Origin of the sequence: Streptomyces hokutonensis (assembly GCF_000376565.1) — a bacterium.
GTDB lineage: Bacteria > Actinomycetota > Actinomycetes > Streptomycetales > Streptomycetaceae > Streptomyces > Streptomyces hokutonensis.
Genome location: NZ_BARG01000062.1, coordinates 140,471 through 154,442, shown reverse-complemented (window position 1 = coordinate 154,442; position 13,972 = coordinate 140,471). Strand labels below are relative to the sequence as shown.

General features: G+C 68.9%; 7 protein-coding genes. 6 read left to right on the top strand and 1 reads right to left on the bottom strand.

The annotated features are described in order from the left end of the window. The first annotated feature begins 117 nt into the window (after window positions 1-117). The 5 genes from SSP08S_RS36930 (at window position 118) to SSP08S_RS36910 (ending at window position 10,960) form a co-directional block, all read left to right on the top strand. Entirely contained in the window at window positions 118-1,827 is a 1,710-nt protein-coding gene (locus tag SSP08S_RS36930; protein WP_026179151.1) for an LCP family protein, read from the top strand. 63 nt (window positions 1,828-1,890) lie between these two features. Further along, entirely contained in the window at window positions 1,891-2,157 is a 267-nt protein-coding gene (locus tag SSP08S_RS36925; RefSeq protein ID WP_169400767.1) for a hypothetical protein, read from the top strand. Between the two features lie 151 nt (window positions 2,158-2,308). Further along, a complete protein-coding gene (locus tag SSP08S_RS36920; RefSeq protein WP_019072678.1) occupies window positions 2,309-5,125 on the top strand; it encodes a carbohydrate-binding protein in 2,817 nt (938 codons plus the stop codon). Window positions 5,126-5,369: 244 nt separating this feature from the next. Further along, window positions 5,370-8,930: a choice-of-anchor D domain-containing protein gene (locus SSP08S_RS36915; protein WP_019072677.1), complete on the top strand. Its 3,561-nt coding sequence runs from the start codon at window positions 5,370-5,372 to the stop codon at window positions 8,928-8,930. 65 nt (window positions 8,931-8,995) lie between these two features. Next, window positions 8,996-10,960, top strand: a complete 1,965-nt coding sequence (locus SSP08S_RS36910; protein WP_019072676.1) for a glycoside hydrolase family 99 protein — start codon at window positions 8,996-8,998, stop codon at window positions 10,958-10,960. A gap of 18 nt (window positions 10,961-10,978) precedes the next feature. On the opposite strand, the gene SSP08S_RS36905 is transcribed toward SSP08S_RS36910, so the two are convergent. Continuing rightward, window positions 10,979-12,004 (bottom strand): glycoside hydrolase family 43 protein, encoded by a 1,026-nt coding sequence (locus tag SSP08S_RS36905; protein ID WP_019072675.1) that lies wholly within the window; start codon window positions 12,002-12,004, stop codon window positions 10,979-10,981. Window positions 12,005-12,148: 144 nt separating this feature from the next. On the opposite strand from SSP08S_RS36905, the gene SSP08S_RS36900 reads away from it, so the two are divergent. Then, on the top strand, window positions 12,149-13,966 hold the full coding sequence (locus SSP08S_RS36900) for an ABC transporter ATP-binding protein (protein WP_078532633.1): 1,818 nt from the start codon (window positions 12,149-12,151) through the stop codon (window positions 13,964-13,966). Window positions 13,967-13,972: the final 6 nt, after the last annotated feature.

Sequence of the window (13,972 nt, the reverse complement as noted above, 5' to 3'; positions counted from 1 at the left end):
TATATTGCGCAATCATCCGGCCCGTGGGCTGGGCCCTGACGTGCGGCTCGGCCCGTCGGTGCCGCCCGTCGGGGCGGCGGTCGGTGCCGGTGTCGAGGACAGCGTAGGGAGTGGTGGATGAGCGACCCCCGGGGCGAGAGGTCCGGCCGTGCGGCCACGAGGGATCGCTCCGGCATGCCACGCCCGCGCAGAGCGGACGAAGGGTCGGCCCATCGGCCACCCGCCGGGAGGGCCGCGGCGCGGCAGGCGGCGAGGAGCGGCGGCCATCGCTCGCGACGCCGGGCCAAACCGGTGGCCCGGCGCCGAAAGGCCGCCCGCATAGCCCTGATCACGGTCTCGGCGCTCATCCTCGTCACCGCCGGAGTCGGCACCTGGCTCTGGCAGCACCTGAACGGCAACATCAACAGTGTCGCGCTCGACGACGGCGCGGGAGGCAAGGAGAAGGCCGACGCCTTCGGCCGTACACCGATCAACCTGCTGGTGATCGGTTCGGACGGGCGGAACAACGCGGCCGACTGCAAACTGGGCGGCGGCTGCGGCTCCGGGAGTTCGACCGTCGGCCACAACGCGGACGTGGAGATGGTGGTGCACGTCTCCGCCGACCGCTCCAACGCCACCGTGATGAGCGTGCCGCGCGACACGATGACCCAGGTGCCCGCCTGCAAGGACCCGGACAGCAGCCAGGCGACGGCCGGTTACTACGGGCAGATCAACAGCGCGCTCCAGTACGGCCCGGCGTGCCAGGTGAAGACCGTGCACCAGCTCACCGGCATCACGATCGACCACTTCGTGATGCTCGACTTCGCCGGCGTGGTGAAGATGTCCGACGCGGTCGGCGGGGTCTCGGTCTGCGTCAGCGACAACGTCTACGACACCTACTCGCACCTGAAACTGGCCAAGGGCACCCACACCCTCAAGGGCACCGCGGCACTGGAGTTCGTGCGCTCCCGGCACGGTTTCGGGGACGGCAGCGACCTGGGCCGTACCGTCTCCCAGCACCTGTTCCTCAGCGCGATGATCCGCAAGTTCAAGAGCGCGGGCACGCTGGCCAATCCCGCCAAGGTGTACTCCCTGGCCGACGCCGCCACCAAGGCCCTGACCGTCGACACCGGACTGGGCAGCGTCGGCAAGCTCGTGGACCTGGCGACCGACCTGGACAAGGTCCCGTCGAAGCGGATGACCTTCACCACCATGCAGACCGGTGCCGACCCGGCCAACGCGGACCGGGTCGTCCCGGCGGCCGGTGCCAAGTCCCTGTTCGCGGCCATCGCCAACGACCAGTCCCTGAGTTCGGGCAGCGGCAAGAAGAAAGCATCCTCCTCGCCCTCCACGACCGCGCCCGCCACCGTGCCGGCCGCCGAGGTCGCCGTAAAGGTGGAGAACGGCACCACCATCGGCGGACGCGCCTCCGTGATCGCCAACGCCCTCATCACCAAGGGCTTCAGCCCCGGCACCAGCACCGGCAACGCACCCGAACAGGCGGCGACCACCAAACTCACCTACGGCCCCGGCGAGAAGGCCGAGGCCCAGACGGTGGCCTCCGCCCTCGGCCTGTCCGCCGCACACCTCACCCAGAGCAGCGCGAGCGGCCTGACCCTCGTCATCGGCGCCGACTGGCCCACCGGCACGACGCTCTCGAGCGGTTCCTCGTCCGCCGCCCCCGCCGACACCCACGCGGCCGTCTCCAACGCCAACGCCTCGACCGCCGACCAGTCCAAGACCTGCGCCAAGGTCAGCCCGTACAAGACCGTGTCCCTGAACGGTGTGCCGATGACCCCGGCCCAGGCCTACGCGGCGGCGAGCAGCAGGAAGGACTCGGCGTCGTAGCCGAGGAGACCGTCGTAATAATCCCGGCAGAGGTCTTCCCCACGTCCGTATGATCCTGCCGCGATGAAGAGACGAGTGCAGTTCACCGAGCAGGTCGCGCGGTTCCGTGAGTACATGCCGGCCTCTGACCGGGAGAAGTTCGAGCGCCTTGTCGACCGGATCGTGGCCGATCCCGAGGGCGACGACAGTCACCTCGTCTACACCACCGACACCGTGACGCGTTCGGCCTGGGAGGACCGCGTGATGGTCCACTTCGTCGTGACGAGTTTCTTCGTGGTCGTCATCGAGCTGGACATCTACGACGCGGCACGCGGCTTCAACGAGGTGTAGCAACGCGCAACATTCATAAATTGCGTGACAGTGCAAGAAACTTGCATCGGCTTGCGTAATTCATTCTTTGTTTCGTCGTAATCTAGCGGGCTGGATGCGGGCTCTGTACGGTCGGGGCGCCGGTTCCCCCCACTCCGTGAAGGAGCATCAGATGCTGACGATCCTCAGACCCCGGCGACTGGCGGTGGCCGTAGTCGCCACCGTCGGCGCGATGTGCGTATCCGTCTTACCGGCCGCCGCCACCCAGCAGTCGCCGCCGACCAGGGCGGCGGCGCACCCAACGGCAGTTCACCCGGCCACAGCGAGTGCAACGGCGGGCGCGACAACCCCGTTCGAGGTCGACGAAGCCGAAGCCGGAACCCCCACCGCAGGCGCGGTCGTCCGCTCGCTGACCTCGGCCCCGACGACCCAGTACTCCAGCGCAGCCCTCGAGGCCTCAGGCCATTCCTACGTCCATCTGGACGGCACAGGCCAGTCGGTGCAGTGGACGAACACCACCGGCCGACCCATCTCCTTCCTCAACGTCCGCGCGAGCATCCCCGATTCGGCGTCCGGCGGTGGCACCACCGCGACACTGAACCTGTACGTCGACGGCGTGTTCCGGCAGGCGCTGAACCTCAACTCGCTGCAGAGCTGGGTGTACGAGGGCAACGGGAACTACAACACGAGCGACAACCAGAACCCGGCCGACGGCGATCCGAGGGTCTTCTGGGACGAGTCGCACACCTTCGTCACGGGGGACCCGATCCCGGCCGGCGCCACCTTCTCACTGCGCAAGGACTCCGCCAACAGCGCGTCCTTCTACGACATCGACTCCGTCGACGTGGAGAACCCGCCGGCGCCGAAGGCACAGCCGGCCGACTCGATCTCGATCACGAGTTGCGGCGCCGTGGCGGACAGCACCCCGACCAACGGCGCGGCCGACAGCCAGTCGGTGGACAGCCGGGCCGCCATCCAGAACTGCATCGACCAGGCCGAGCAGCAGGGCAAGATCCTGTGGATCCCGCAGGGCACCTTCTATGTGAAGGGCACCGCCGGACTGACCGCGCAGGGCATCACCGTCGCGGGCGCGGGGCTCTGGTACAGCACGGTCTACCGTGACGTCCCGGTCCCCAACTCCACACCCCTGGCAGCCCTGTTCGACCTGACCTCCTGCACGGTGCGTGACTTCCACATCGACGCCAACGCCGTCAGTCGGAGCACCATCGGCGGGGACGGCGGTGCGATGGACACCACCGGCACCGACTGGCTGGCCGACGGCATCTGGACCCAGCACACCATGTCGGGCTTCTGGGCCTCCGGCACCGGCGGGACGGTGAGGAACAGCAGGCTGACGTCGGTCTGGGCGGACGGGATCAACGTCAACAACGTGTCTCTGGGCGCGGACACCGGCAACGACCTGACCGTCACCAACAACTTCGTGCGCGGTACCGGGGACGACGCGATCGCCATCAACTCGGTGAACTACAACACCAACAGCGACGGTTCCAAGACCTACTACAGCCCGATGACCAATGTCACCGTCAGCGACAACACCTCGATCGCGCCCTGGGGAGGCAAGGGCGTCGGCATCTACGGCGGCAGCGGCCACCTGGTCAAGGACAACTACGTTGGCGACACGGCCCGTTACATCGGTCTGGGCGCCGGACGCTTCGGCGTCAACGGCAGTGACCTGCTCTCCGCGACCGTGACCGGCAACGCCGTGGTCCGCTCCGGCGGCAACGCCTACAGCCAGGGCCAGCCCGCCCTGCACATCGGCAACGGCGGCGACGGACAGAACGTCGGGACCGTCGACAAGGTGACGGTGGCCGGCAACACCGTCACCGACTCCCTCTACGACGGGATCGGCTTCTCCACCTCGACCAACACCCTGCTCCAGGACAACACCGTCAACTGCCCGGGCCGCAACGGCATTTCGATCTCACCGCCGTTCTACCCCGCGCCCACCGGCTCCGCGACGATCACCGGCAACACGGTCACCGGACTCGACCCCGGCACCTCGGCCTTCGTCAACAACTCCACCGGTTTCACCGCCACGTTGAGCGACAACCACTGGCCGCCGCCCGCTCCCGAGGGCCCCTACGGGGGCACCCCGGCCGCCGTGCCTGGAACGGTCCAGGCGGAGGACTACGACACCGGCGGCCAGGGCGTCGCGTACAACGTCACCTCTGTCAACGGCAACGCCAACTCCTACCGGGCCGACGGCGTCGACCTCGACAACACCTCGGACACAGGGGGCGGTCACAACCTGGGTTGGACCGGTCCAGGGCAGTGGTTCCGCTACACGGTCGACGTCGCCACGGCCGGCACCTACACCCTCGGCCTCCGGGTCGCGGCCCCGACCGCGGTGACCGGCGCGCTGCACCTGTCGGACGCCTCCGGCACGAACCTCACCGGAGCCGTCGACCTGCCCGCCACCGGCGACTGGCAGACCTGGTCCACCGTGACCACCCGGGTGACACTGCCCGCCGGCCGACAGGTTCTGACGCTCGACCAGGACACCGGCGGCTGGAACCTCAACTACCTTGCCTTCGCCGCGAGTTCGGACACCCCCAGCACCGATCTCGCCGTGGGCAAGCCCACCGGCGAGTCCAGCCACAACGACGTGTACCCGTCCTCGAACGTCACGGACGGCAACCAGAACACCTACTGGGAGAGCGCCAACAACGCGTTCCCGCAGTGGGTCCAGGTCGACCTGGGCTCGGCCCGGACGGCCTCCCGCGCGGTCCTGCAACTGCCCGCCGCCTGGGGCGCCCGCACCCAGACCCTGACGCTCGGCGGCAGCACCGACGGCACCGCCTTCACCACCCTGAAGTCCTCGGCCGCCCTCACCTTCGACCCGAGCACCGGGAACACCGTCACGCTCACCTTCCCCGCCACCGCCCAGCGCTACTACCGCGTCACCGTCACCGCCAACAACGGCTGGCCCGCGGCCCAGTTCTCCACGTTCCAGGTCTGGGCCGCCTGACCTCCGACCCCACCCTCCCCACGGTGCCGCCGGACCCTCCGTCCGGCGGCGCCGGCATATGCACGGCCCGCCTGAGATCTTGCGGGCCGTGTTTTTGTTTGTTGCAGAGTTCTGTCTAGTTATTGCGTGATCATGTCTATGACATTACGGTCCCCCATACATCGTCACCAACCCCCCGTCTCCCTCCCCTCCCTGGCGATGCCCGCGGAACAGTTGCGGCATTTCGTGATCAAAGGAGTGGCACGTGTTCCATTCCATCCGAGATCTGAGACGAGCCCTCGTCTGGGCGGTCAGCACCGTGATGCTGGCCGCCGTAGGCGTCTTCGCTCTGGCGGCACCACCCGCCTCGGCGGCGTCCACCGCCACCGGCGGCAGCGGCGCGAGCCTGCCCTACGTCGAGGTGCAGGCGGAGAACTCCGCCACCAACGGCACCAACATCGGCCCGAGTTACACCGCCGGCCAGCTCGCCGACGAGGCGTCCTACCGCAAGGCGACGACCCTCCAGGGCACCGGCCAGTACGTCACGTTCACCACGCCGGTGGCCACCAACTCGATCAACTTCCGCTACAGCATTCCCGACACCTCGGGCGGCTCGGTGTACACCGCCGCGCTGTCGCTGTACGTCAACGGCGTCAAGCAGCCCGACTTCACCCTGACCAACGCCTACAGCTGGTACTACGGCAGCTACCCCTTCACCAACACACCGGGCAGCAACCCGCACCACTTCTACGACGAGGCCCACCGCCTGTTCTCCACCACCTATCCGGCGGGCACGACCTTCAAGCTCCAGGTCGACGCGGGCGACACCGCCTCCTCCTACACGATCGACTTCGCCGACTTCGAGCAGGTCGGCGCCGCCCTGACCGCCCCCTCCGGCTCGGTCTCGGTGACCAGCAAGGGCGCCGACGCGACCGGCGTGGCCGACGCGACCAGCGCGTTCAACGCCGCGATCAGCTCGGCCGGCCCCGGCGGCACCGTGTGGATCCCGCCGGGCACCTTCAACATCCCCGGCCACATCAGCGTCAACAACGTCACGATCGCCGGCGCCGGCATGTGGTATTCGACGGTCACCGGCACGGCCCCCGGCTTCTACGGCAACTCCGCGCCCAACGCGAGCACCGGTGTCCGTCTGCAGAACTTCGCGATCTTCGGCAATGTGCAGGAACGCGACGACAGCGCCCAGGTCAACGGCATCGGCGGCGCGATGAGCAGCTCCACCGTCTCCAACCTGTGGATCGACCACATGAAGGTCGGCGCCTGGATGGACGGACCGATGGACGGACTGACGTTCACCGGCATGCGCATCCGGGACACCACCGCCGACGGCATCAACTTCCATGGCGGCGTCACCAATTCGAAGGTGACCAACAGCGACATCCGCAACACCGGCGACGACGGCATCGCCACCTGGGCGGACTCCGCCATCGGCGCCGACGCCAACGACACGATCTCCAACAACACCGTGTCCCTGCAGATCCTCGCCAACGCCATCGCGATCTACGGCGGTCACGACAACACCGTCAGCGGCAACCGCGTGGTGGACACCGGCATCGCCCAGGGCGGCGGCATCCACGTGGGGCAGCGCTTCACCTCGACACCGGTCGGCACCACCACCATCTCCGACAACACCATGGTCCGGGCCGGCAGCCTCGACCCCAACTGGCAGTTCGGCGTGGGCGCGTTGTGGTTCGACGGCAGCCAGGGCGCGATCACCGGCCCCATCAACGTGACCAACGCGCTGATCCAGCAGAGCCCCTACGAAGCGGTCCAGTGGGTCGAGGGCACCATCAGCGGGGTCAACCTCAACAACGTGACCATCGCCGGCACCGGAACCTTCGCCCTCCAGGAACAGACCGGCGGCGCGGCCAAGTTCACCAACGTCTCGGCCACCGGCGTCGGTTACTCGAACCCGGTGTACAGCTGCTCGGGCGGCAGCTTCGTCGTCACCGACGGCGGCGGCAACTCCGGTATCAGCGGCACGCCTTACTGCGGCGGCTGGCCGGCCCCGGTCTACCCGCCGTACCCACCCGAAGGCGTGACGGCCACCCCCGGCGCGCTCAACTTCGGTTCGGTGGCGACCGGTTCGACGAGCGACGCGCAGACCGTGACGGTCTCCAACCCGACCAGCTCCGCGGCGTCCGTCTCCTCGATCTCCACCAGCGGCGACTTCTCCCAGACCAACACCTGCGGCTCGTCGATCGCGGCGAACGGCTCCTGCACGGTCAGCGTGAAGTTCGCGCCGACCGCGACGGGCAGCCGTAGCGGATCTCTGACCGTCAACGCGGGCGGGGTCACCAACACGGTCACCCTCTCCGGTACCGGCACCGCGCCGGGACCGGTACTGAACACCGACCCGGCGAGTCTGGCCTTCGACGGTACGGTGGTCGGCTCGTCGGCCACCGCGCAGACGGTGAAGGTGACGAACTCGGGCACCGCGTCGGCGACCGTCTCCGCGGTCGCGGCGACCGGTGACTTCAGCCAGACCAACAACTGCTCGACCCTCGCGGTCGGCGCCTCCTGCACGGTGACCGTCGGCTTCAAGCCCACCACGGGCGGAGCGCGCACGGGCAACCTGACCGTCACCAGCAACGCCAACAACAGCCCGACCACGGTCTCCCTGACCGGAACCGGCATCGACAGCACCACCAACATCGCCGCCGGGCGGCCGGCTTCGGCGAGTTCGAGCAACAGCCCCTACGTCGCCTCGAACCTCACCGACCCGGACGCGTCGACGTACTGGGAGGGCACGAACGGCTCGTTCCCGCAGTGGGCGCAGGTCGACCTCGGCCAGAACTACAGCGTCGGCAAGGTCGTCCTCAAACTCCCGCCGGCCACGGCATGGTCGGCCCGCACCGAGACCCTGTCGGTGCAGGGCTCCACGGACGGCTCCAGCTTCTCCACGATCAAGGCCTCGGCGGGCTACACCTTCGACCCGAACGCCAACGGCAACACGGCGACCATCACGTTCAGCGCCGCCACGGCGCGCTACGTGCGGGTCAACATCAGCTCCAACACCGGCTGGAACGCCGCCCAGTTGTCTGACTTCGAGGTGTTCCCGAGCAGCGGGGGCTCCTCACCGGCGACCCTGTCGGCCAGCCCGACCTCGTTGACGTATCCCACCCAGGCGCTCAACACCGCGAGCAGCGCGCAGACGGTCACGGTGACCAACACCGGGACCGCGGCCGCGACCGTCTCCGGCGTCACCACCACGGGCGACTTCGCGCAGAGCAACACCTGCGGGACGTCGATCGCGGCGGGTGCCTCCTGCACGGTGGCCGTCACGTTCACACCCACCGCGTCCGGCACCCGCACCGGCGAACTCGACATCGCAAGCAACGCGTCGAACGGTACGACCACGGTCGCGCTGACCGGCACCGGAGCCGGCACGGTGAGCAGGAACCTGGCGGCGGGCGCGGCCACCACCGAGTCCAGCCACACCGACGTCTACGCCTCGTCGAACGTGACGGACGGCAACCAGGGCACCTACTGGGAGAGCGCCAACAACGCCTTCCCGCAGTGGGTCCAGGTCGACCTCGGGTCCGCGCAGAGCGCGAGCCGCGTCGTCCTCCGGCTCCCCGCGACCTGGGGCGCCCGGGGCCAGACGCTGTCCCTGTCGGGCAGCACCGACGGCGCCGCCTTCACCACCCTCAAGTCGTCGGCGACGTACACCTTCGACCCCACCACCAACAACACCGTCACGATCACGTTCACCGCGGCCACCGAGCGATACCTGCGGGTGAACATCACGGCGAACAACGGCTGGCCGGCCGGCCAGATCTCCGAGTTCCAGGTCTGGAACACCTGACCTGACACGACGGTGCCGCCGGGCGCGTCCGCGCCCGGCGGTCCCCACCACCGAAAGGAGTCGAGATGGGTGTCACCCGCAGAGTCTTCCTGAGGGCCGCGATCGCGGCCACCGCGGTGGGAGCGGCGGAGGCCGTATTCCCCCCAACAGCGTCAGCCGCGAGCTCGCCGGGCGACGTGGTCGGCAAGGTCACCGTCGGCTACCAGGGCTGGTTCGCCTGTATCGGCGACGGCGCGCCCATCAACGGCTGGTGGCACTGGAGCCAGGACTGGGGCCAGGCGCCGTCCCGCAACAACACCAACATCAAGTGCTGGCCCGACGTGCGTGAGTACACCAACACCTACCAGACCTCGTATGCCGCCCTCGGCAACGGCCAGCCCGCCAAGCTGTTCTCGTCCTACGACCAGCAGACGGTGAACACCCACTTCCTGTGGTTGCAGCAGAACGGCATCGACACGGCCGCCCTGCAACGCTTCAACCCCACCGGCGGCGAGGGCCCCACGCGTGACGCCATGGCGACCAAGGTGCGCAGCGCCGCCGAGTCGTACGGCCGGAAGTTCTACATCATGTACGACGTCTCCAACTGGACGAACATGCAGTCCGAGATCAAGACGGACTGGACGAACAAGATGTCGGCGCACACGGCGAGTTCGGCGTACGCGAAGCAGAACGGCAAGCCGGTGGTGTGCATTTGGGGCTTCGGCTTCAACGACCCCAACCACCCCTTCACTCCCGACGCCTGCCTGGACGTCGTCAACTGGTTCAAGGGGCAGGGGTGTTACGTCATCGGCGGCGTTCCGCGCGAGTGGCGGACCGGTACCGGGGGCTCGCAGTCCGGCTTCCTGGGCGTCTACCACGCCTTCAACATGATCTCGCCGTGGATGGTCGGCGCCATCGGCAATGTCACCGAGGCCGACAACGCGTACACCACCTACACGGTCCCCGACCAGGCCGACTGCAACGCCAACGGCATCGACTACCAGCCCTGCGTCCTGCCCGGCGATGTCTCCGGACGGCAGCGCGCGCACGGCGACTTCATGTGGCGGCAGTTCTACAACGTGGTGCGGGCCGGGGTGCAGGGCATCTACATCTCGATGTTCGACGAGTACAACGAGGGCAACCAGATCGCCAAGACCGCGGAGACGCAGGCGTGGGTGCCGATCGACTCCGGGTTCCTCGCCCTCGACGAGGACGGCACCGCCTGCTCCTCCGACTACTACCTGCGGCTGACCGGCGACGGTGGTCGCATGCTCAAGGGCCAGCTCGCACTGACCCCAACTCGCCCCACTCAGCCGGTGGTTCCCAACGGAGGTGACACCAGCCCGCCCGCCGCGCCGGCCGGCCTGACCGTCACCGGACACACCAGCAACTCCGTCTCACTGAGCTGGAACACCTCGACCGACAACGTCGGCGTGACCGGCTACCGGATCCTCCAGGTGTCCGGCTCGACCAGCACACAGGTGGGCACCACCGGCTCAACGTCCTTCACCGTCACCGGACTTGGCGCGTCCACCGCCTACACCTTCGACGTCGTCGCCCTCGACGCGGCCGGAAACGTGTCCCAGCCCTCCAACCAGGTCACCGTCACCACCGACGCCCCCTCCTCCACCACCAACCTCGCCCTCCATCGCCCCACTTCGGAGAGCAGCCACACCCAGGTCTACGCCTCGGCCAACGCGACCGACGGCGACACCTCCACCTACTGGGAGTCCGCCAACAACGCCTTCCCGCAGTGGATCCAGGTCGACCTGGGCGCCGCGACCGGCGTCAGACGGATCGTCCTCAACCTCCCGCCGGCGACGGCCTGGTCCACCCGGACCCAGACCATCTCAGTCCAGGGCGGCACGGACGCCGGCACCTCCACCCAGCTCCTCGCCGCGGCGGGCTACACCTTCGACCCGGCGACCGGCAACACCGCGACCCTCACCCTCCCGTCCACGGTCAGCGTCCGCTACGTACGCCTCACCGTCTCGGCCAACAACGGCTGGCCGGCCGGGCAGGTCTCGGAGTTCCAGGTGTTCGGAGCCTGAGGAGCGGGCGGTGTCGCGTCAGCCCCCGCCGTCCAGGTCCGTGCGCTGCCGCACCACCCGCAACTCGCGGTCCAGCAGCTCCACTTCGTACAACTTGCCGCGCGCGTTCTCAAACGGGCGGTGGAGAATCAGCATCAACCGCCCGTCGAACGTGGGGAACAGCATGCCGTGCCCGCTGTCCTCCCGTACCAGCGGCCGGTGTTGGCGCCACGGCCCGGTGAGTTCGCCCGACTCCGAGACGGCGTACGTCTGGACGTAACCGCCGCTCAAGGTGCCGTCCGGGTCCGCACGGTTCTTCTCGTACGTCGACCAGAGCATGAGCAGGGAACCGTCGGGGGTGCGGTAGAGCTGCGGTCCGTCCGTGACGTAGGGCGGGAGTTGGTGCGGGACGCCGGCCGGGATCTCCTCGCCGATCCAGGACGCGTCCGAGGCCTTGAACAGGAAGACCGGGTCGCCGATCGTCCCGGTGAGGTCCGGGGCCAGCCGGATCGCCTCCATGGTGCCGTCGACGGTCTGCAGCCACTCGTGCGCGTACACCATCCACGGCTGCCCGGACGGGTCGACGTACAGCGTGCCGTCCAGGGTCATGAGGTGCCCGGGCGGGGTGGGGCGGGCGGGGTCGACCGAGGTGAAGGGGCCGAGCAGGGAATCGGACACGGCCGTGACCGTGCCGCGCCGGTGGTTCACGAGGGCGAACGGTGTGCCCCAGCGGCCGGGGGGCGGCACCGGCAGCGGGCTCTTCTCGTCGTGCAGCGTGGTGAACAGGTAGTAGCGGCCGTTCCACCGGTGCACCTCCGGCGCCCAACCGCCGTCGCCCGCCCAGAGGCCGGTCTGCTCCGCCGCCTGGAAGACCACCGCGGGACGCGCCCAGTCGCGCAGGTCGTGGCTGCGGTAGACCATCGTGCCGACGCCCTCCACACCCGACACCGAAGGGTCGTTGGACGTGTAGAGGTGATAGGTGCGCGTCTCCTCGTCCGCGACGACGAACGGATCGTGCAACGGCATGTCGGGGAGCCGCAGGGGCTCACTCACCGGGATCACCATGGAGTCACCGTAGGGCCCACATCCCCCGTGCGCATCACCGCTGTTGAGGGAAAAACGCTTGGACCGCACCCGTGCCTGCGCGGGACACTGCCATTCCTGGCCAGCGCCGATGCCGGGCTGCCGTACGACATCATGGGGTGGGGGATGGGAACGCCTGACACGCGCGAGGCCGGGTCGCGCCGGGGCTCGGTGCTTCTCGCACTGCGTTACTACGGCCGGGAGTTGGCCCGGCTCCGGCGGTGGACCGCGCCCGCCACACTGCTGCCGGCGCTGGGCAACATCGGCATCAACTACATCGCTCCGCTGATCGTCGCCAAGCTCGTCGGCCGCATCGCCGGCGACACGGGCATCGGCGTCGGCTCGACGCTGCCGTACGTCCTCGGGTTCGCCGGGGTGCTGCTGTTCGCCGAGGTGCTGTGGCGGCTCGGACTGCACTGTCTGAACCGGCTGGACGCGCTCGGGATCGAGCACCTGTATGTGATCGGCATGGACGAACTGTTCGCGAAGGACGCCGCGTTCTTCCACGAGAACTTCGCGGGGTCGCTCACCAAGCGGGTGCTGAGCTTCGCCTCCCGCTTCGAGGAGTTCGTCGACACGATGACCTTCCAGGTCGTCGGCAGCCTGGTGCCGCTGCTGTTCGGCTCGGTCGTGCTGTGGCGCTACGAACCGCTGCTCGTCGTAGGGCTGTTGGTGATGATCGCGCTCACCGCCCTGGTCGTGGCACCCCTCATCCGGCGCCGCCAGGCACTCGTCGACCAGCGCGAGGAGGCCATCGCCCGGGTCTCCGGCCATGTCGCCGACAGCCTGATGAACATGGACACGGTCCGCGCGTTCGCCGCCGAGGAACGCGAGGCCGCCGAACACCGCTCCCGCGTCGCCAAGTCACGCCGGCTGACCCTCCGTTCCTGGGACTACGGCAACCTGCGCATCGACACCATCGTCGCGCCACTCTCCGTACTCACCAACGCACTTGGCCTGCTGCTCGCGGTCGCGCTCGGCGGCGGCGAGCACGGAGTCGAGGCGGTCGTGGTCGCGTTCACGTACTACTCCAACGCGACCCGGATCATGTTCGAGTTCAACCAGATCTACCGGCGCCTGGAAAGCTCGATGACGGAAGCCGCCCAGTTCACCGAACTGCTGCTGGCCTCGCCCACCGTGCTCGACCCGGACACGCCGGAACCGCTGCTCTCCCGCGCCGCCGACGTCCGCTTCGAGAACGTGACCTTCGCCCACGCGGGCGCCGACACCCTCTTCGACGGGCTCGAACTGGCCGTGCCCAGCGGGACGAAGATCGGCCTCGTGGGCCGGTCCGGCGGCGGCAAGACCACGCTCAGCCGGTTGCTGCTGCGCATGACGGACATCGACTCCGGTCGCATCCTGATCGGCGGCCAGGACATCAGCCGGCTGCGCCAGGCCGACCTGCGGAGCCTGATCGCCTACGTCCCGCAGGATCCGGCGATGTTCCACCGCACCCTGCGGGAGAACATCGCGTTCGCCCGGCCCGACGCCACCGATGCCGAGGTCCGCCGGGCGGCCGAGGCCGCGCACGTCACCGAGTTCGCCGACGCGTTGCCGGACGGCTTCGACACGATGGTGGGGGAGCGCGGGATCAAGCTCTCCGGCGGTCAGCGCCAGCGCGTCGCCCTGGCCCGGGCGATCCTGCGCGACGCCCCGATCCTGCTGCTCGACGAGGCCACCAGCGCCCTCGACTCGGAGAGCGAGGTCCTCGTCCAGGAGGCGCTGTGGCGGCTCATGGAGGGGCGGACCGCACTCGTGGTCGCGCACCGGCTGAGCACGGTCGCCGGCATGGACCGGCTGGTCGTCCTCGACCGCGGCCGGATCGTCGAACAGGGCACGCACCAGGAGCTGTTGGCGGCCGAGGGCGCCTACGCGAAGCTCTGGCAGCACCAGTCGGGCGGCTTCCTCGACGAGAGCCCGGAGCGCGCCGCGGACCTGCGCTGACGTCCC